21 protein-coding genes are annotated in these 18,970 nt (G+C 64.8%); 10 read left to right on the top strand and 11 right to left on the bottom strand.

The features are described 5' to 3' along the window. Window positions 1–110: 110 nt before the first annotated feature. The 4 genes from ACI2KK_RS18290 to ACI2KK_RS18275 form a co-directional block, all read right to left on the bottom strand. The gene (locus ACI2KK_RS18290) at window positions 111–1,052 is read right to left on the bottom strand and encodes a FecR domain-containing protein (RefSeq protein ID WP_404669978.1); all 942 of its coding nucleotides are present in this window, start codon (window positions 1,050–1,052) and stop codon (window positions 111–113) included. After that, window positions 1,052–1,558: a sigma-70 family RNA polymerase sigma factor gene (locus ACI2KK_RS18285; RefSeq protein WP_404669977.1), complete on the bottom strand. Its 507-nt coding sequence runs from the start codon at window positions 1,556–1,558 to the stop codon at window positions 1,052–1,054. The genes ACI2KK_RS18290 and ACI2KK_RS18285 overlap by 1 nt, the downstream gene beginning before the upstream one ends. 66 nt (window positions 1,559–1,624) lie before the next feature. After that, window positions 1,625–1,936, bottom strand: a complete 312-nt coding sequence (locus ACI2KK_RS18280; protein ID WP_404669976.1) for an I78 family peptidase inhibitor — start codon at window positions 1,934–1,936, stop codon at window positions 1,625–1,627. A gap of 232 nt (window positions 1,937–2,168) precedes the next feature. Next, the gene (locus ACI2KK_RS18275) at window positions 2,169–3,053 is read right to left on the bottom strand and encodes a LysR family transcriptional regulator (RefSeq protein WP_404669975.1); all 885 of its coding nucleotides are present in this window, start codon (window positions 3,051–3,053) and stop codon (window positions 2,169–2,171) included. Window positions 3,054–3,158: 105 nt separating this feature from the next. On the opposite strand from ACI2KK_RS18275, the gene ACI2KK_RS18270 reads away from it, so the two are divergent. From ACI2KK_RS18270 to ACI2KK_RS18260, 3 genes are all read left to right on the top strand, one after another. After that, a complete protein-coding gene (locus tag ACI2KK_RS18270) occupies window positions 3,159–3,593 on the top strand; it encodes a GFA family protein (protein ID WP_217842871.1) in 435 nt (144 codons plus the stop codon). Between the two features lie 288 nt (window positions 3,594–3,881). Next, complete coding sequence (locus ACI2KK_RS18265; RefSeq protein ID WP_404669974.1) at window positions 3,882–4,358, top strand: cupin domain-containing protein; 477 nt, start codon at window positions 3,882–3,884, stop codon at window positions 4,356–4,358. Continuing rightward, window positions 4,327–5,085, top strand: a complete 759-nt coding sequence (locus ACI2KK_RS18260; RefSeq protein ID WP_404669973.1) for a carboxymuconolactone decarboxylase family protein — start codon at window positions 4,327–4,329, stop codon at window positions 5,083–5,085. Before ACI2KK_RS18265 ends, ACI2KK_RS18260 begins: the two co-directional genes overlap by 32 nt. Before the next feature lie 165 nt (window positions 5,086–5,250). On the opposite strand, the gene ACI2KK_RS18255 is transcribed toward ACI2KK_RS18260, so the two are convergent. Together ACI2KK_RS18255 and ACI2KK_RS18250 are read right to left on the bottom strand one after the other, a co-directional pair. Beyond that, complete coding sequence (locus ACI2KK_RS18255) at window positions 5,251–5,544, bottom strand: DUF3077 domain-containing protein (protein WP_404669972.1); 294 nt, start codon at window positions 5,542–5,544, stop codon at window positions 5,251–5,253. Between the two features lie 160 nt (window positions 5,545–5,704). Next, window positions 5,705–5,962 (bottom strand): hypothetical protein, encoded by a 258-nt coding sequence (locus ACI2KK_RS18250; protein WP_369990771.1) that lies wholly within the window; start codon window positions 5,960–5,962, stop codon window positions 5,705–5,707. 862 nt (window positions 5,963–6,824) lie between these two features. Between ACI2KK_RS18250 and ACI2KK_RS18245 the strand changes: the two genes are divergently transcribed. Then, on the top strand, window positions 6,825–7,646 hold the full coding sequence (locus ACI2KK_RS18245; RefSeq protein ID WP_404669971.1) for an SDR family oxidoreductase: 822 nt from the start codon (window positions 6,825–6,827) through the stop codon (window positions 7,644–7,646). Window positions 7,647–7,730: 84 nt separating this feature from the next. Beyond that, window positions 7,731–8,087 (top strand): hypothetical protein, encoded by a 357-nt coding sequence (locus tag ACI2KK_RS18240; protein ID WP_404669970.1) that lies wholly within the window; start codon window positions 7,731–7,733, stop codon window positions 8,085–8,087. A gap of 103 nt (window positions 8,088–8,190) precedes the next feature. On the opposite strand, the gene arfB is transcribed toward ACI2KK_RS18240, so the two are convergent. The 4 genes from arfB to ACI2KK_RS18220 all read right to left on the bottom strand — a co-directional run bounded on the left by arfB (window position 8,191) and on the right by ACI2KK_RS18220 (window position 12,165). Further along, window positions 8,191–8,604 (bottom strand): alternative ribosome rescue aminoacyl-tRNA hydrolase ArfB, encoded by a 414-nt coding sequence (arfB, locus tag ACI2KK_RS18235; protein ID WP_404669969.1) that lies wholly within the window; start codon window positions 8,602–8,604, stop codon window positions 8,191–8,193. Window positions 8,605–8,680: 76 nt separating this feature from the next. Next, the gene (locus ACI2KK_RS18230) at window positions 8,681–10,423 is read right to left on the bottom strand and encodes an OPT family oligopeptide transporter (protein WP_404669968.1); all 1,743 of its coding nucleotides are present in this window, start codon (window positions 10,421–10,423) and stop codon (window positions 8,681–8,683) included. A 74-nt stretch (window positions 10,424–10,497) separates the two neighbouring features. After that, complete coding sequence (locus tag ACI2KK_RS18225; protein WP_404669967.1) at window positions 10,498–10,773, bottom strand: zinc-binding dehydrogenase; 276 nt, start codon at window positions 10,771–10,773, stop codon at window positions 10,498–10,500. 477 nt (window positions 10,774–11,250) lie between these two features. Beyond that, window positions 11,251–12,165 carry a LysR substrate-binding domain-containing protein gene (locus tag ACI2KK_RS18220; protein WP_404669966.1) on the bottom strand — a complete coding sequence of 305 codons (915 nt, stop codon included), beginning with the start codon at window positions 12,163–12,165 and terminating at the stop codon, window positions 11,251–11,253. Window positions 12,166–12,287: 122 nt separating this feature from the next. Between ACI2KK_RS18220 and ACI2KK_RS18215 the strand changes: the two genes are divergently transcribed. Together ACI2KK_RS18215 and ACI2KK_RS18210 are read left to right on the top strand one after the other, a co-directional pair. Next, window positions 12,288–12,923, top strand: coding sequence for a glutathione S-transferase family protein (locus ACI2KK_RS18215; protein WP_404669965.1), 636 nt, complete (start codon window positions 12,288–12,290; stop codon window positions 12,921–12,923). 19 nt (window positions 12,924–12,942) lie between these two features. After that, the gene (locus tag ACI2KK_RS18210) at window positions 12,943–13,968 is read left to right on the top strand and encodes an LLM class oxidoreductase (protein ID WP_404669964.1); all 1,026 of its coding nucleotides are present in this window, start codon (window positions 12,943–12,945) and stop codon (window positions 13,966–13,968) included. 30 nt (window positions 13,969–13,998) lie between these two features. Here ACI2KK_RS18210 and ACI2KK_RS18205 read toward each other — a convergent pair whose 3' ends face one another. Then, window positions 13,999–14,454 carry a methyltransferase family protein gene (locus ACI2KK_RS18205; protein WP_404669963.1) on the bottom strand — a complete coding sequence of 152 codons (456 nt, stop codon included), beginning with the start codon at window positions 14,452–14,454 and terminating at the stop codon, window positions 13,999–14,001. A 203-nt stretch (window positions 14,455–14,657) separates the two neighbouring features. Here ACI2KK_RS18205 and ACI2KK_RS18200 point away from each other — a divergent pair, with 203 nt between their 5' ends. The 3 genes from ACI2KK_RS18200 to ACI2KK_RS18190 all read left to right on the top strand — a co-directional run bounded on the left by ACI2KK_RS18200 (window position 14,658) and on the right by ACI2KK_RS18190 (window position 18,741). Further along, window positions 14,658–15,203: a sigma-70 family RNA polymerase sigma factor gene (locus tag ACI2KK_RS18200; protein WP_404669962.1), complete on the top strand. Its 546-nt coding sequence runs from the start codon at window positions 14,658–14,660 to the stop codon at window positions 15,201–15,203. Next, the gene (locus ACI2KK_RS18195; RefSeq protein WP_404669961.1) at window positions 15,187–16,179 is read left to right on the top strand and encodes a FecR domain-containing protein; all 993 of its coding nucleotides are present in this window, start codon (window positions 15,187–15,189) and stop codon (window positions 16,177–16,179) included. Before ACI2KK_RS18200 ends, ACI2KK_RS18195 begins: the two co-directional genes overlap by 17 nt. Before the next feature lie 96 nt (window positions 16,180–16,275). Further along, entirely contained in the window at window positions 16,276–18,741 is a 2,466-nt protein-coding gene (locus ACI2KK_RS18190; protein WP_404669960.1) for a TonB-dependent siderophore receptor, read from the top strand. The last annotated feature ends 229 nt before the right edge of the window (window positions 18,742–18,970 follow it).

The following is an 18,970-nucleotide window of genomic DNA, read 5'->3' as shown; positions in this document are numbered from 1 at the left end:
ACGCTGCGGCGGGCCGGTGAAGAGGCGCAGATCATTGAACGGTTGTCCCTATGTTTGTGGCAGTTCCACAGCTAAGGACTGACGAGGCGAAAAAACGGGCCAATTGATTTTCAACGGGCGCTCACGGTGACCCAGTAGCGGGTGCGGTAGTCCACCTGCACCGGCAAGGTGGCGGGCAGGGCGGCCAGGATTGCGTCGGTGTCGTGCAGCTGGAAGGCGCCGCTGATCAGCAGCCGTTGCACATCGCCCTGGGCGCGCAGCCAGCCCGGCCGGTAGCGGCCAAGTTCGGCGAGGAATTCGCCCAGGGGCATCTCGTCGACCACCAGCTGGCCCTGGGTCCATTGCAGGTCCTGTTCGCGGGCAGCGCTCAGCGGGCCTTGGCCGTGGGCGTCGAAACTCAGCTGCTGGCCGGCCTCGAGGGTGTGTTCGGGGCCCTGCAACGGCGTTACCCGCACGGCCCCTTCGTACACGGCCAGTTGCGTGCGGGCGTCGCGCTGGCGCACCACGAAGCGGGTGCCTAGCGCTTGCAGCGTGCCTTGCGCGCTGGCCACCCGCAGCGGGCGGTGCCAGGGGTGGCCGGCGTCGGCGCCGCTGTCGATGAGCACTTCGCCGTGGCGCAGGGTAATCAGGCGTTGCTGCTGGTCGAAGTCCACCGTCACGGCGGTGTCGGTGTTCAGCTCCAGCACCGTGCCATCGGCCAGGGTCAGGCGCTGGTGCTGGCCGACGGCGGTGTCGAAGGCCTGCTGCGGCGCCAGCTGGCGGTAGCCGGCATAGCCCAGCGGGGCGAGGATGGCCAGGGCAAGCAGTTGCTTGAGCGCCTGGCGCCGCTCGCGGTGCAGGGTGCCCATGGCCAGGCGCGGCGGCAGCAGGCCCAGTTGCTCCTGCACCCGCCGGGCCTTCTGCCAGGCCCGCTCGTGCTCGGGTGCGGCGGCGCGCCAGCGGCTGCAGGCGGCCTGCTGCGCAGGGCTGACGCCGTCATCGAGCATGAGCATGTGCCAGTGTGCAGCCTGGCGCGCCACCTCGGCGCTGATGCGCGGTTGCTCGCCGGCCATCAGCAGTCGTCGTCGAACAGGATGCAGGCTTGCAGCGCACTGGCCATGTGGCGCTTGACCGTGCGTTCGCCGATGCCCAGCCGGGCGGCCACCTGCACGTAGGTCAGGCCCTCCAGCTGCACCAGCAGAAACACCGAACGTACCACCGGCTTGAAGGTGTCGAGCAGGGCGTCCAGTTGCTGCAGGGTTTCACGCATGGCCCACAGTTCTTCGGCCGACAGCGCGAACAGCTCGGGCAACTGGGCCAGCAGCTCCAGGTAGGCGCGCTCCAGCGACTGACGGCGAAAGTGGTCGTACACCAGGCGCCGGCCAACCGTGGCCAGGTACGCCCGCGGCTGCTGCAGGGCAAGGCCCAGGCCGGTTTTGCGCTGGGCCTGGAGAATGCGCACGAAGGTGTCCTGGGCCAGGTCCGCGGCCTGCGCCGAGCAGCCCAGCCGACGGTACAGCCACTGCTTCAGCCAGCTGTTGTGTTCGGCGTAGACCTGGCTCAGCTCATCAACCATCACGGCTATCCCTCCGGTGCGAGGAGCGCACCTTAAGTGATAACGATTATCAAATCAATCGGGCCGGGGCTACCCGCACCAGAGCTCGGTGATCAGTTGCTGCCAGTCGACGGCCAGCGTCAGGCGCTGGCTGACCATGCCCAGGTCGCGTGGGCCGTTCATCTTCACCACCCGCACGCTGGTGGCACCGGAGCGGGCCAGGGCCAGGGCCTTGGTGTCGGCGCTGAGTTTTTCGCCGATCAGGTTGTGCGCGGCGGCGGCAGAGCAATTGCGCGAGTACGTGCCGCCTTTGGGCCTGGCCTCGTCTTTGGCCTGGGCGAAGGTTGTGGTGGCGGGCAGCAGGGCGAGGGCGAGCAGCAGGAGGCAGCGGCGGCAGTCCATGGCGTTGGGTGTCCTGAAAATGGATGAGACAGGGTTAGCGGCAAGACGTTTCAGGACGATGGATTTTCAGTATTTGACCCTGCAGCCGCGCCCCCTCTGCAGGAGCCGGCTTGCCGGCGATAGGGCCGGGCCTGCAAGCCAGGATGTGTGCCGAGGCTACCGGCCTCATCGCTGGCAAGCCAGCTCCCACAGGCGACCGGGCCAGGCCTGATAGCAAGGACAAGCGCCAGTGCTAGCCGGCCAGGTACGCCTGCAACGCGTCCCCCAAGCCTTCGAAGGCCCGGGCAATTCGCCGGGTGCGGCGCAGGTCGCTGTGCATCGCCAGCCACACATCCACCTCAAAACCGAACTGCTCACCCAGCACTTCGACCAGCCCGTGCTCCCGGGCGATCTGCACCGGGCACAGGCCGAACCCGAGCCCGGCCTTGAGCGCGGCCAACTGCGCCAGGTGGTTGTCCGAGGCGATGGCGAACGGCTGGTCTACCTCGCACAGCCCGGCCTCCACCAACCGGCGCAGGTCGGCCGCACGGCGGTCCGGGCCGATCAGCGGGCCAGCGCGCAGCGCGTCAAGGCTGCCAGGGGCGCCGTAGCGCTCAAGGCCGGCGGCGCTGGCGTGCAGCCGCACCCGCAGGCTGCCGACCCGGCGCACGGTGATGTCAGCCTCCACTGGCCGCACCAGGCGCACGGCAATGTCCGACTGCAGCCTGGCGATGTCCTCCAGTGCATCGCCCACGCTCAGCTCCAGCCGCAGCCCGGGGTGCTGGTAATGCAGTTCGCGCAGCAACCCCGGCAGTACCTCCACCCCCAGCAGGTCGGCACAGGTGATGCGCACCGTGCCCTGATCCATGGCGGTTTGTTCGCTGGCCATGCGGCTGAAGGCGCGGGCGGCGATGTCCATGGCTTCGGCGTGCTGGGTCAGCCCGCGTGCTGCCTCGGTGGGCGTTAGCCCGGCCGGGGTGCGGGTGAACAGGCTCAGGCCCAGCGCCTGCTCCAACTGGTCCAGGCGCCGCCGCGCGGTGGCCTGGGCGATGCCCAGCAACCTGGCCGCGCCGCTCAGGCTGCCGGCGCGCAACACGGCGAGGAAAACCCGCTGGCGCTCCCACTCGAGCGGGCTCATACATTCTTGACCAATGGCTGCTCCATCTTGGCTCTTCTACCGGGGCCGGCGAGGGTGGATGATGCGCCCCGACTTCAACTGGACGCCATTGTAAGGATTGAGCCCATGGGATTCACCGGTCATTGCCGCTGCGGGCGCATCACGCTCGCGATCGACGCCCCGGCGCTGCCGCCGCTGTACGCCTGCCATTGCCTCGACTGCCAGCGCTGGAGCGGCAGCGCCTTCGGCCTGCACCTGCTGTGCCTGGGCGCGAGCGTGCGGGTAGATGGCGAGCCTGTCACTTTCGTGCATGAAGGCGCCGGGCATACCAGCACCCAGTACGCGTGTGGCGCTTGCCATACCCGGCTGTTCAACGAGACCACCGCGGCACCGGGCATGCGCGTGGTGCGCGCCGGGGTGCTGGAGGGCGCCGAACGGTTCGAGCCGGTGGCGCATATCTGGACCCGGCGCAAGCAGCCCTGGGTGGTGCTGCCCCAAGGGGTGGCGCAATGGGCGCAAACCCCGACGGCCGAAGAGTTCGGGCAGGTGTTGATGGGCTGAGTGTTTGGCCACGCTGCCATTCAGCCGCCGTGTGATCATTCGGAATGCGCCTACAGGCGACCGCGTCCCTCTGTAGGAGCCGGCTTGTCGGCGATAGGGCCGGGCCTGCCAGCAAAGCTTTGTGCTGGTGCTGCCAGCCTCATCGCTGGCAAGCCAGCTCCTACAGTGGCCTGCGCAAACCTGTAGGGGCCGTCTACGGGAGGATCAGGCAACTATCACGGCGGATTGCGCAACCTTCGGCAGGGCACCCCGCGGAAAATACCCATTCCCAGCAAGAGGTGCCGCAACATGCCCAAACGCGTACTCGAAACCGCCCTGTGCGTGGCCGCGCTACAGGCCACCCTCGCCGAAGGCGCCCAGCAAATAACCGCAGCCGGCGCGCAGCATTCCATACCCGGCCCCGAAGCCTTCTTCACCGGCCGCGCCCGCATCGACCCGTTGTGGCCTGCCAGTGAAACCCTCAACGCCTCCGGCGCCCTGGTCACCTTCGAGCCCGGCGCCCGTTCTGCCTGGCACACTCACCCGGCCGGGCAGCGCCTGGTGGTGCACAGCGGCGTGGGCCTGACCCAGGAGTGGGGCCAGCCGGTGCAGGTGATCCGCCCCGGTGATGTGGTGTGGTGCCCGCCAGGCGTCAAGCATTGGCACGGCGCCGCGCCCGGCACCGCCATGACCCACCTGGCTGTCACCGGCACGCTGGATGGCAAGAACGTCGACTGGATGGAGAAGGTCAGTGATGAACAGTACAGCGCCACGCCGGTGGAGTGACCTGCGCCCGGCACTCGGTGCCCTGATGCTGGTTGCTACCCTGTCCAATGCCTTCGCACAGGAGCCTCATTCCGTGAACACCCCGATCACCGCAAGCGTTTCGCTCGATACCCGTCAGCAGGCGATTCTGCCCATTGCCGCCTTCGCGGCGGTCGGCGACCTCGGCAAGTTGAACCCGGCGCTGAACCAGGGCCTGGATGCCGGGCTGAGCATCAGCGAGGTGCGTGAGGTGCTGGTGCAGTTGTACGCCTATGCAGGCTTTCCACGCAGCCTGAACGCCTTGGGCGAGCTGCTGAAGGTGGTGCAGGCGCGCAAGCAGGCCGGCATCGTCGACGACCCCGGCCGCGAGCCCAGCCGGGTTGCCCCGCAGGGTGACGCGCTATTGGCGGCCGGTACCGCCAACCAGACGAAGCTGGCCGGCGCCCCGGTGCAGGGCCCGCTGTTCGACTTTGCCCCGGTGGCCAACGAGTACCTGCGCACGCACCTGTTCGGTGACATCTTCGAGCGCGACAACCTTGACTGGCAGCACCGCGAACTGGCTACAGTGGCGATGCTTGCGGCCATGGGCGGGGTGGAGCCGCAGTTGCTGGCACATATGCGCATCAGCCTGAACACCGGGCTGACGGCGGGGCAGTTGGGCGAGGTGAGCCAGGTGCTGGCGGCGCGGGTGATCCCCGAAGCCGGGCGGCGCGCGGCCGAGGCGCTGGCGCGGCAGGTGGGGCAGTAGCATTTGGGGGCTCCTGCGCTGAAAGCGAAGATGTGTATCTGGTCCGCCGGCCCTATCGCTGGCAAGCCAGCTCCTACAGGCGAGCGCATACCCTTGTAGGAGCCGGCTTGCCGGCGATAGGGCCGGGCCTGAAAACCCGGATGCAAACCAGAACCTGCCGGCCCTTCAGGCCTTGGCGCTTTTATGCATGCCCATATGCGCATCATCCATCAGCGCCTTGGCCATTTCGCTCAGGTAGTGCGAGGCCCAGACCAGCACCGGTTCGTTGTCCATCACGCCGATGTAAGAGGCGCGGCGGGCGCTGGCGAGCAGGATGGAGGCTTGCTCCATGGCATGGTCGGCGCAGTTGCCGGGGATGACCTGGAACAGCCGCTGGCCTTCGACGGCGCCGTCCATGCAGGTGGCGCTGCCGACGGTCCAGCCGAGTTTGCCGAGCAGGGTGGGGGAGGTGGTGTCCATGGGAAGTCCTTTTGGTTTGTATGCCGTGTTGGGGTTGCCCAGGTGGCAGGGGCGGTGTAGGAGCGGGCTTGCCCGCGATCACCGGCGGTGCCGGTGCCATGCAGCCGCGTTTGCAGGCCAGGCCCTATCGCGGGCAAGCCCGCTCCTACAGGTTCAGCGCCTAATGCAGCGTGTATGCCTGCCGGCGCTGACCAAGCTGCACCTGCGCCAGGGCACACTCCACCAGTTGGCGCGTGGCCTCCAGCTCATGCATCACCGCCAGCAGCATGATCGAAGCCGGGGACTTGGGCAGGAAGGTGATGGACTGTTGACCGACGGCCAGGCCGCACATGGCGTATTCGAGGGCTTCGACCAAGGTGTCTTCGAGGTATTGAGGGGGATTGGAAGTGTGGGGTGGATCGGGGACTATTTTCAGCATGGTTTCATCTCGATGTTCGTGATCGATCAACCACACACCCAACACCTGCAGAGCGAAGAGGTGGCGGCTACGTACAGGTCTGCAAGTCCGGAGAACATCGAGCTAAACCCGGCTGGCCATAAGGCCACCCATACGTAGCCACCATTGAACGAGGGTACTGGCAGTGGCCAGCGACTCGAAGGTGAGCACATCTCGATGTTCGGTCGGGCTTGCAGGCCCGGCCGCTGAATTTGCAGCGGCCCGGCGAGACTAGACCTCAGATCGATGGCGCAACAGGGGGCGAAGCATGCTTGGGAAACGCCCTACATGGAATAGGGAAAGTCGGATGGTTTTTTTGTAGGACTGGGCGGGTGGTTGTGGTCTTTTTCTTATATTTTCCAGGTTTTCATATCGCGATGCCTGACAGTTTTCCAGCCACCGCTTTCAAGTAATTCGCGTCAGGGCTTACAGGTGTTCGCCACAACCCTTGCAGCGCCTATGAGATCGAGCGCCGCCCGCGCGGCGCATCGCGACACAAGGCCGCTCCTACATTTGTTTCGGGCCAGTCTCTTCTGTGCCATCACCTGGTCCGCCTTGTTGGTACTACGCGGTTTCGGCGTGGTCGCTAACGCAGCTCCTCATGGCTCAAGGCATGCGCCAAGGCGGACAGCGGTACTTTCACAGGACTCATTGGCCCGAAACAGATGTAGGAGCGGCCTTGTGTCGCGAAGCGCCGCGCGGGCGGCGCTCGATCTCATAGGCGCTGCAAGGGTTGTGGCAAGCACCTGGCAGCCCTGACGCAACTACCTTGAAAGGAATAGGCCCCTGGGCGGGCCGGGCTGAGCCATCACTCAATGCATCACTGACACAGGCAGGGTGTTACATGGGCAATAGACTTTCTTGCAAAACCGCCGTCATCACCGGCGCAGCCCAAGGCATTGGCGCCGCGATTGCACAACGCTTCGTAGGCGAAGGCTGCTACGTCTACCTCACCGATATCAACGACGAACTCGGGGCCACGTTCGCCGCCTCCCTGGGGGAGCAGGCCTGCTACCTGCACCTGGACGTACGCTGCGAAGCCGATTGGCAGCGCGTGACCGCCCATGTGCTGAATGAACGCGGCAGCTTGGACGTGCTGGTGAACAACGCAGGCATCACTGGTTTTGAGCAGGGCATGCTCCAGCATGACCCCGAACACGCCCGGCTGGAGGACTGGCGCGCGGTGCACCAGACCAACCTCGATGGCGTGTTCCTGGGCTGCAAGTACGCCATTGGCGCCATGCGCCCTGCGGGGGCCGGGGCCATCATCAACCTGTCTTCCCGCTCTGGCCTGGTGGGCATCCCCGGCGCTGCCGCTTATGCGTCGTCCAAGGCTGCTGTGCGCAACCACACCAAGACCGTGGCGCTTTACTGCGCCGAGCAAGGGTTGAACATCCGTTGCAACTCCATTCACCCGGCGGCCATCCTGACCCCCATGTGGGAGCCCATGCTGGGTACCGGGCCAGAGCGTCAAGCGCGCATGGCTGCGCTGGTTCGCGATACGCCTTTGCGGCGTTTCGGCATGCCGGACGAAGTGGCTGCCCTGGCGGTGTTGCTGGCTTCGGATGAGGCCGCGTACATGACCGGGAGTGAGTTCAATATTGACGGTGGGTTGTTGGCCGGGTCGGCTGCGACGCCGGTTGTAGAAGGCGACGGTGCAAGCTAGCGCGGCGTATTGAATACAGTAATCTGATAGGGCCGGCGGCGCTGTAGCGCAGTTGCAGGATGAAGAATTGGAGGCGTTTTCGCATTGAGACATCTTCTGAGTGAACCGAAGCTGACGGCCGTCAGAGCGGCACTTTCGGAACCCTTCAACGATTTTCCGACTGATTACGACTACCTGGCGTCTGAACTCGAAGGTGTCGATCCAGAGGTGTTGTATGAAATATTTTTCTCCGAAGTTGCCCCGGTGTGTTTTACCAATATTGCAGCAGTCGTGCCCACAGTCTGGACGGGCTTTGATCCTGACTCACTCAGGGCGGCCATCGAGACAAGGTTGAAGGCACGAGAGAGCAGTTGGTTGCGCAGGCAGTTCGATAGGCTATTGATTATTTGGTTGAGGTATCACTATGGCTACCTGTGGAGGGAGATAGTTAGCAGGCTGTGAGTTTGACTGCCAGCTGTTTCGGTTCAAACAATGAGTGCATGTAGTTTGCCTGGTGCAAATGAGCTCAGTGTCGACAGTGAGCTGTAGTTGACGGTGAAACCGACTAAAAATCCACCTTCCCCCGCCCCGCCTTGACCGTGCTGCGCCTGGCTTTGCCTTCAAGGCGCCGGGTCTTCGAGCCAAGGGTCGGCTTGGTCGGTCGGCGCTTCTTCTCGGTCTTGCCGGCACTGAGGATCAACTCGGCAAGCCGCGCCAGTGCATCAGCGCGGTTCTGCTCCTGGGTGCGGTACTGCTGGGCCTTGATGATCAACACGCCGTCGCCGGTGATGCGGCTGTCCCGCAGCGCCAGCAGCCGCTCCTTGTAGAATTCCGGCAGCGACGAGGCGCGGATGTCGAAGCGCAGGTGCACGGCGCTGGACACCTTGTTGACGTTCTGCCCACCGGCGCCTTGCGCGCGGATGTAGGTCAGTTCGATGTCGGCATCCGGCAGATGCACGTTGTTGGAAATGGTCAGCATGGTGAGGCCCTTGAGATTGCCCTGGCATTATCACAGCCTTTGCCGCTGGCCCACAGAACAAAAAACAATCGGCCCCCTACAGCGCCCGCAGCATCGCCCAGAAAGACGCCCCCACCCCCATGATGCTCTCACCGGCAATCAACCCCGCCGCCGCCGTAATCGCAAAGCGCTCGGCCAGCCCCGGCCACCGGCAACTGGCCAGCCAGGTGACCAGCGCGCCCAGCCCCATCATGGTGCTGATCGACGCCGGCAAGATGAACGCCAGCCCCAACGCCGCAGTACTTGGCAGCCAGCGCGCCGCCCGTTGTGGCAGCAGGCTGTCCAGCGCGCCCAGCAGCACGCCGGCAGCGCTGCCGGCGGCAATCGCCCAGCGCAGCTCCGGCGCCAGTGCCCCCAGCCCCTGGGTCAGGGTTTGCGCCACGGCCTTCCAGGTGGCCACGGCCGGTGCCGGCCACTGCTGGGTAAGCAGCAAGCCTTTCGGGTCGGGAATCAGCATGAGGTACACCAGCACACCGACCACACTGCCGATCAGGATGCCGATGCATTGCGCAGCCAACTGCTTGTGCGGTGTGGCGCCGATCGCCAGGCCAACCTTGAAGTCGTTCATCAGGTCGGTGGACTGCCCGGCCGCGCCACCTGCGGTGTTGGCGCTCATCAGGTTGATGGCCACCTGGCCTGGGGCGATCAAGCCAAAGCTCAGTTGTGACAACTTGCCGATGGCGCCAATCGGTGCAATGCCGGTGGCGCCGACCACGCGCGCGGCGACCACCGCCAGGCACACCGCCAGCGGGATGCTCAACAGCGCCATCCACCCGTCGATACCGAACAGCAGCACCTGCAGGGTGACGACCAGCGCAATGGCCAACAGCAGCCCCGCTGCAGGCCACGGGGTAAGGCGCAGCCTGGCGCGGGCTGCCTGCCTGGCCGGTCGCCTGGGCACCTGCCACAGGCGTACCAGCAGCGAGGTGAGGGTAGCGCAGACCATCAGGCTGACCCCGGGCCACAACAGCCACTCCACCAGGGCTGCGAACTGCGGCCCGTTGGCGTTCGGCGCGAGCACCACCCAGCCATGCCCGATCAGCCAGGGCGCCAGCCCGCCCCATGCCAGCGCGGCGCCGAACAGCAGGGTCAGGCCCACGCGAATGCCGATGATGCCGCCGAAGCCGATCAGCATCAGCGACGGGTCGAGGGTGAAGGTCAGGCGCTCCAGCGCAGGCGTGGGCGCCCAGCGCGGTATTGCCCAGGCGAACACATCGACCCATTTCACCAGTGCCGACAGCAGCGCGGCGCTGCACAGCACCTTGATCCGCGCCACGGCTTCGCGGCCTTGGTTGTAGATTTGCTGCAGGGTTTCCAGGGTGGCCATGCCTTCGGGGAATTTCAGGCCATGGTCGTTGAGCAGGGCCGGGCGCAGGTACCAGGCAATCCAGATGCCCAAAAAGCTCACCGAGAACACCCAGGCCATCATCGGCAGCGGGTCCAGCTGGTGGCCGGTGAGCAGGGTGTAGGCGGGGATGGGCGCCACCAGCCCGCCGGACACGATGGAGGCCGCGGCCGAAGCCACGGTCTGGTTGATGTTGCTTTCGTGCAGTGTCCATTCAGGCCGGGTGCTGGTGCGCCGCGCCAGCCCCTGCCACAGGGCGAAGCCGACCAGCAGGGCGATGATCGACATGTTGAACGACCAGCCGATCTTCAGCCCCGCGTAAACATTGGAGGGCGTCAGCAGGATGCCGAGCACAGCGCCAGTCAGCACCGCCCGCGGGCTCAGTTCACGTTCTACGCGAACCCCGGGCAGGGCGGTGGAGGGAGCGTGGGCCATGGCAATCCTTGGTCGGTTGTGCACGCGCAGTCTGAACAACTGAGCCTTGAGCACCGCGAAGGTTCATTGCCTGCTTATGCTCCAGGTGCGCTGACCTGAATCACCAGCTTGCCGAAGTGGCTGGCACTGCGCAGCTGTTCAAAGGCTTCTTCGGCCTTTTTGAAGGGGTAGACCGCATCGATCACCGGCTTTAGCGAGACCTGTGTAAGGGCCTGTAGGGTAGAAACCGGGCCGACATAAATGCTCTGGGCCGATCCTGCATCACGATGCGGGATTGGGGGGCCAGTTTCAAAAGGCTGCGGCGCCATCCTCGGCGGATGGCTGATCGTCCATGATCCGTTCTTGCGCACGCCGTGGGGGCAACCGGCGTGTGTTGCTTATCCGGGCCCCATCGCCGGCAAGCCGGCTCTCATAGAACAAAACACAACTCATTGATTTAGCAGGGTCCTGTGGGAGCGGGTTTACCCGCGAACACCGGCGAAGCCGGTGCCAGACTCCGCGTCGCTTGCTTCGCGGGTAAACCCGCTCCCACAGGGTATGTGGCGCGCTTACGAATTCTGTTCTCTGCGCGACAGCGCAGCCCGAAAGGGCTGGGTGATCTCCTACAAAGGGCACTGGCCGTCGTCGATACTGATTCATGGCCCCCCCGGCCTGCGAAGAACCAGCCACAGCCCTCAGCGCACAGTGCGGCGAGCCTTACTTGCCTCAGTAACATCCAGTCCTTTTCGGTCGTTGCTCGAATGTTCATGTTCTTCCTTGATATCGACTGTTGCGATGTTGGCTGAATCTGGCTGTTTCCAACGTTCCAGCCCAGCCACCAGCATCGTTCATGAATGATCAGTAAGGGCCGGCAGCTGTTCCAACTCAAGCTGCCCACGAATCCAACCCAGAAACGCCTGCAGATGCGGCCGCTCCAGGTTCTCCTTGCGCGCCACCAGGTAGTAGGCGAAGCGCGACGGCCAGGGCCGCTGTACCGCAACCACCAGCCTGCCACTGGCCAGGTCTTCCTCGGCGTGCTGCGCCTGTACCAGGGCGATCCCCTGGCCACTGGCGGCCGCCCGCAACAGCAGCAGGTCCTCATCGAAACTCGGGCCCCGGCGGCTACGGCTGTCGGGCTCGACGCCATGGGCCTGCAACCACAGGCTCCAGTCGGCCCGGTCGGCATCCTGCAGCAGCGGGTAGTGCAGGCAATCCTGCGGTTCATCAAGCAGAGGCCCGCCGGCCAGCAGGTCGGGGCTGGCGACCGGTAACAGCACCGGCGCCAGCAGCGGGATCGACTCCACCCCGGGGTAGTCGCCCAGGCCATGGCGCAGCGCGATGTCGACGGGCTCGCGCAGCAGGTCCACAAGCTCGGCGGTGGACTGCACGCGTACGTCGATTTGCGGGTACTGCGCGTTGAAATCGGGCAGCCGGGGTACCAGCCAACTGGAGGCAAACGAGGGCTGGGTGCTGATGGTCAGGGTATTGCTGCGGGTGAGGGCCTGAAGGTCGAGCAGTGCGCTCTCGATCTGGCCGAACCCGCGCGACAGCCCCGGGTAAAGGCTTGCCCCGGCCTCGGTAAGTTGCACGCCATACCGGCTGCGGGTCAGCAGGGTGACCCCCAGGCGATCTTCCAGCAGGCGGATCTGCTGGCTGATGGCGCCGGGGGTAACGCCCATGCGCTCGGCGGCCGCCTTCAGGCTGCCCAGGCGTGTGGTTTCGCTGAAGGCACGCAACGCAAGCAATGGCAGGACTGCACCCATGTGAACCAACCTTAGAAAAACTCAATCAAGCGAGAGGAATGATCGTTAGAAGGCCCGAGGCCTTGGCCCTAGCATAGCGTGGAGCCAAACAAACCCGGATCAGTATTTTTAAGGTGAACAGCATGCAGGATGCAGCACTTGTGCTTTATACCGACAGCTCCCCCAACGGCTTCAAAGCCACCATTGCCCTTGAAGAAACGGGGCTGCCGTATCGGCTGGTGCACGTGGACATCGACCGGGGCGAGCATCGCCAGGCTGAGTTTCTGGCGCTCAACCCGGCAGGCCGCATTCCGGTATTGGTCGACCGCAAGGCCAATATCGTGCTGTTCGAGTCGGCCGCAATCCTGCTGTACCTGGCGCAAGCCAGTGGCCAGTTGCTCGAACAGGCAGCACAGCCACGCTGGGCGGCGATCACCTGGTTGATGTACCACAGCGCCAGCGTGGGCCCGTTGCTGGGGCAGCGCGTGCACTTCGAGTGCTTCGAGGCTGTGCCCAACCCGGCGGCGCAGAAGCGCTACCGCGCCCTCACCGAGGAGGCCTTCGCGGTGCTCGACCAGCGCTTGGCCAGCCATTCGTGGTTGGCCGGCGAGTCCTATTCGATCGCAGACATCGCCAGCTTTGCCTGGCTGCACATTGCTGCGCTGGTGGGCTTTGACTTCAGCCACTACCTGCACCTGAAGCGCTGGTACCGCCAGGTGGAACAGCGCCCGGCCGTGCAGCGCGGTATCCGTCTGCCTGCGCCTGCCACTGGCCCCTGAAACCGAGCAAGGAATGCCCATGAACTTCATTCACAGCAAAGGGGCCAGCGCCGATGCGTTCGCCCAACACCCCGGTTATCGCCGTATGTTCGCCGAGGGCCACTTGACCTTGGGCATCTTCCTGCCGCTGCGTTTCTATCGCGGCGACATGGCGGTACTGCGCGGGCAGGCCCAGCTGGTCAGCGACATCGACCGCCTGGATTTTGCGGCCGTGTGGGCCCGTGATGTGCCTTTGTATGACCCAAGCTTCGGTGATGCCGGCCAGGTATTCGACCCGTTCACCTACCTGGCCTACCTGGCCGCCCATAGCCGCAAAGTCGCTTTGGCGACCGGCAGCGCGATCTTCACCCTGCGCCATCCCATCGACCTGGCCAAGGCTGCGGCCAGCGTCGACTGCCTGTCGGGTGGGCGCCTGGTGCTGGGTATCGCCTCGGGCGACCGCCCCGTGGAGTTTCCGGCCTATGGCCTGGACCATGAGCATCGCGGGGAGCGCTTCGTGCAAAGCGTGGATTATTTCAGGCAGTTGCTGGGCAGCCAGCAGGCGCCTATCCATTCGCCGTTGGGCCAGCTCGATGGCGCGCGGCTGCTACCCAGCCCCGTCATGGGGAGCATTCCATTGCTGGTAACCGGCTCGTCACGCCAGCCCTTGCAGTGGCTTGGCGAACAGGCCGATGGCTGGATTACCTACCCCGAAGCCACCCACGACAGCCTGGGGCCCAGGCGCCTGGGCGAGAAGATCCGGGCCTGGCGGGCGCTCATTCCCGGGGCAGGCTTCCGCCCGCATGTGACCAATGAGTGGATCGACCTGGACGAGAACCCGAACTTCCCGAGAACGCCGCTACAGGGTGGCTACGTGCTGCGCACCGGCCGCAACGGGTTGATCGAGCTGCTGCAGCAGTGGCGCGAGGCGGGGGTCAACCATGCCGCGTTGGGCATGCAGATGGCCCGGCGCCCGGCGCAGCAGATCATCCAGGAACTGGCAGAAGAAGTGCTGCCGCTGTTTCCATCACTGAATGGGCCGGAGCCTTGTGCGCAAGACTGGTAGCTGTCAGGGCAGCAGCAGGCGTTCGGTTTTCTACAGCCAACGCCTTACCTGGCTGCAGTATTGCGTGAACTCCCCACCGAAAAGGCCGGCAAGGGCGCGCTCTTCCGGCCCGATCTGGAAGCGGTTCATATAGGCCACGAAACCCAGCACGCCCAGCAGCGCCGGCGGCCAGGCCAGAAAGATCGACCAGGCTGTCAGGGCCATGGCAAAGCCCAGGTACATGGGGTTGCGGGTGTACCTGTACACGCCCGAGCGGACCAGCGCCGTAGCCGCTTGCGGCTTCAGCGGGTTGACCGTGGTCCGTGCATGGCGAAAGGAAAGCACGCCACCCAAAGAAACAGCAGCACCTGCCAGCAACACAACCAGTGCCAGCCCCACACGCCACTCGAGCGTCAGTTCAAGGGCGCCCGGCAAGTGCCCGGCAGCAAGCCAGGCCAACAAGCCGAACAGGGTGGCCACCAGTGGCGGAGGGATACGGTGGTTCATGGTCAATTCCTGTGAGAGATGAACGTCTCGCCAGGGTGAGAGCTATAGCTACTTCAGGGTCAAGCAGCATGAGTGCGATGGGCACTGCGCCGGTTACACCTGAGTGATTTACCGCATTGCATTCTTCAACCGTTATCCCAATAATTCGGCATTCATGATAATGATTATCTTTTGATAGATCTTCTCAGGCGCTGTGTTTCACCATGTCGACCAAGCCACTCGCACCCCTCGATCATCTCTATCAGGAGCATCATCCCTGGTTGCGCCAGTGGCTGGGCAGGCGCCTGGGCTGCCATGCCGATGCCGCCGATCTTGCCCACGATGCCTTCCTGCGGCTGCTGCTCAAACCGGTGCAGCCCGTGTTCGACAATGCCCTTGCCGCGCGCGGCTACCTGCGCAAGATCGCCGATGGCCTGTGTATCAACCTCTGGCAGCGCCGTGAAATCGAACAGGCCTGGCTCGATGCACTGGCCGCCCAGCCGGAGCGCTTTGCCGGCTCTGCCGAGCACTGTGCGGCGGTGTTGCAGGCCTTGCAGGAAGTCGGGCAGATGCTGATCGGCCTGCCTGGCAAGGCAGCCCAGGCCTTCGTGCTGGCGGTGGTGTGCCAGATGACCGACAAGGAGGTGGCGTTGGAGCTGGGTGTGTCCGACCGCATGGTGCGCAAGTACGTGGCCAAGGCCATGCTGGCCTGCCTGCAGTTGCAGGCGGCGCAAGACATGGCGCTGTTGTGCAATGAGCACGATGCCTGACATGCACGGCCAGCCATCCTTCCAGGTACTGGAGCAAGCCGCCGAGTGGTATGCCGAACTGCGTTGCGGCGGCGCTGATGCGGCCCGCCAGCAGGCCTGGCAACGCTGGCTTGCCGCTGACCCCATGCACCGGGTCGCCTGGCAGGCCGTACAAGGCATCAGCCAGCGTTTCGAACCGCTGGAGCACCTGGCCGATCGTCGCCACACCGCCGAGCACCTGCTCGGCGCCCACCAGCGGGTACGCCGGCGTGCGCTGCTGCGGGGGTTCATTGCCCTGGCTGGCGCAGGGGTGTTGTGGTCCGGCTGGCGCTCTGGCGCAGTGCCTGCCTGGTGTGCCGAGCTGGCTGCGGACTACCGCACCGGCACGGGCGAACTGAAGCCGGTGCGCCTGGCCGATGGCACCCAGGTGTGGCTCAACACCCGCACGGCCTTCGATGTCGATTTCTCCAGTGCCACTCGCCAGCTGCACCTGCTGGCCGGTGAGGTTCTGGTCGACACCGCACACGAGGCCCGCCGCCCCTTCATCGTCACTACCGCCCAAGGCCGCATGCGGGCGCTGGGCACCCGTTTCAGTGTGTGCGCGAGCAATACACACACGCAGCTCTCGGTGTTCGCCGGGGCGGTCGAGGTGACCTTGCCCGGCACCGGCGCCCGCCGCGTGATCGAGGCGGGCCAGCAGCAGGCCTTCGATAGCCAGCAGTTGGCCACGCCAGGCAACGCGGAACTGGCCCGCGAAGCCTGGGTCGAGGGCAAGCTGGTCGCAGCAGACGTGCCGCTGGGCGAGGTCCTGGAGGAGCTGTCGCGCTACCACCACGGGTATGTCTCGGTCAGCCCGCAGGTCGCCGGGCTGCGGGTGTTCGGCAGCCTGCCGCTGCTCGACTTCGACGCCGCCCTGGCGCTGCTCGGTGACTCACTGCCGATCCGCATCCAGCGGCGCCTGCCGTGGTGGACCACGGTGGATGCCAGTGGCAGCTGAAAAAAACTTTCGCGTTGTGGTTCCGCTTTTCATCGCCTCGCCGGGTTAAGGGATGACAGCCCATCCATTTCACCCATCGGGGACAAGGACCACATGATGTATCGTCCAGAGCGCGCGCCGTTCACCGCACACCTGAGCTTTTCCTTCTGCCTGGCCAGCCTGGCGGCGACTGCCTGGCTGGCTGCTGTGCCAATGGTCGCGCAGGCCGCCAGCCGCCAATACGCGATCCCTGCCGGGCCGTTGAGCCAGGTGTTGTCGCGCTTCGCCGCCGAGTCCGGGGTGTATCTGGTGGGGTTGAGCGAAATGGCCGCTGGCCGCAACAGCCAGGGTTTGCAAGGCAGCTTTGACACCGACGCAGGCTTTGCCATGCTGCTGTCCGGCACCGGCCTGGCAGCCGAGATGACCGGCCCTGGGCAATACCGGTTACACGCCCTGGACAGCGCCGCCCTCGAGCTTGGCGCCACCAATGTCAACGCCGCGTTGGCGGCAACGGTCGAACCGACCACCTCGTACACCACACGCGCCATCACCATCGGCAAGGGCGAGCACAGCATCAAGGAAACCCCGCAATCGGTCACGGTAATGACCCGCAAGCGCATGGATGACCAGAACCTCAACACCATCGAGCAGGTAATGGAGCAGACCCCTGGCGTCACTGTCTCCGGCTCACCCATGGGCGGCAAGTACTTCTACTCGCGCGGCTTCAAGATGGATGCGCCGTTCCAGTACGACGGCGTGCCGCTGGATGTCGGTGGCAGCTATGTGCAGGCGAACAGCTTCAGCAGTGACATGGCCTTCTACGAGCAAGTCGAACTGCTGCGCGGCGCCGCCGGCATGATGCAAGGTGCCGGCACCCCGGCCGGTGCGGTCAACTTCGTGCGCAAGCGCGGCCAGGCCACGCCCACGGCCACTGTGACGCTGTCCGGCGGCACCTGGGACAACTACCGCAGCCAGGTGGATGTCGGCGGCCCGCTCAATGCCGAGGGCACGCTGCGCGGCCGCGCCGTGGTTGCCGAACAGACGCGCCGCTATTTCTATGACTACGGCAAGCGCGAAGACCAGCTGACCTACGGGGCACTGGACTACGACTTCTCCGACGCGACCACTGCCGGCTTTGCCGTGGCCTACGAGAAGCTGCACGCCACACCCTGCTTCGGTGGCCTGCCGAGCTACAGCGACGGTTCGGACATCAAGCTCAAGCGTTCGACCTGCCTTGGCGCCAGCTGGAACCACTGGGACAGCGAGCGCACCTCGGTGTTCGCCGACCTCAAGCACCGCCTGAACGATGACTGGACCACGCGCCTGGCCGGCGCCTACAGCCATAACCAGCAAGACATGAAATATGCCCAAGGGGTAGGGGTTGGTTACGTAACCCCCGGTGCCACATCATCGTCTATCCAGTCGATTGCCGGCCTGTTCGACTACGACTCGGTGGACTACGGGTTCGATGGCTACCTGGACGGCAAATTCCGCGCCTTTGGCCTGGAGCACCAGCTGACCGTCGGCGCCAACACCAGCTACTCGCACAGCCATGATGTATGGGCGCTGGCCTTCCTGCAGCAGCGTTCCGATGTGTTCAACCCGACGCACTTCGTTGAGCCGAGCGACGCTTACATCATCGATAACAGCTACCGCGGTGGCTGGCCCTATCCATCGCGGACCACCGTCAAGCAGCAGGGCGCTTACGGTAACTTGCGCCTGAAACTGGCTGAGCCCTTGACGGTGGTACTGGGTGCAAGGGTAAGCGACTGGCACTACACCAACGACAGCCATGCCTACGGTGTCGCGCCGATCGATGAACGCCGTGAAACCGGCCAGGTCACGCCCTTTGCCGCGGTGCTGTACGACCTGACGCCCAACCTGACCGTATACGCAAGCTACGCCGATATCTTCCAGCCGCAATCCTACAAGGATGCCGAGGGCAAGGTGCTCGAGCCCAAGACCGGCACCAACTATGAACTGGGTATCAAGGGCGAGTGGTTCGATGGTGCGCTCAATGGCTCGCTGAACCTGTTCCGTGCTTATCAGGAGCATGCCGCCGTGGCGGTCACCGACAGGAGCATCTGCGCCTCCTGTTCGGTAGATGCGGGCAAGATTCGCGCCCAGGGTGTGGAAATGGAACTGACCGGCGCCCCCGTCGAGCGGCTGCAACTGACAGCAGGTTATACCTATACCGCGACCGAAACCTTGGGCAGCACTGTGCGCAACAACAACGTGGCTGCGGTGGATGGCGATACTTACAACACGCTCGTGCCGCGGCACTCGTTGCGCGCGTGGGGGGATTATGCGCTGGCCGGTGATCTGAGCCGCTGGAGCATCGGCGGCGGGGTGAATGCACAGAGCGATATTTCCAGGTTGTCCGGCACGGCCAAGACCGAACAACCGGGGTATGCCATCTGGAACGCACGGGTGCAGTACCAGATCGACTCGCACTGGGCCGTGGCGCTCAACGGCAATAATCTGTTCGACAAGGTTTACTACGCCACCGTCGGAGACCGCAGTGGCGGCAACTACTATGGCGAGCCGCGCAACTACATGGTGACGTTGAAGGGGAGTTTCTGAGCGCATCAGCGCGGCAGGCATCATTGCCGGCGGTTGCTTGCAAGTGCTCGGGCATTTGCAGGGTATTTTCTTGTGAGCAACTGTCTTGTGTTGCCTTTGCCGGCCTCATCGCCGGCAAGCCGGCTCCTACAGGTTCAGCATGGGCCTGAGTATCATGTGGTTCCTGTGGGAAATTACCCAGCCCTCGGGCTGCACTGTCGCGCAGAGAACACGAGTGTCGGCTTTCGAC

Source organism: Pseudomonas sp. NPDC089406 (genome assembly GCF_044900265.1).
GTDB lineage: Bacteria > Pseudomonadota > Gammaproteobacteria > Pseudomonadales > Pseudomonadaceae > Aquipseudomonas > Aquipseudomonas fakonensis.
This window is presented reverse-complemented; position numbering and strand designations above follow the sequence as displayed.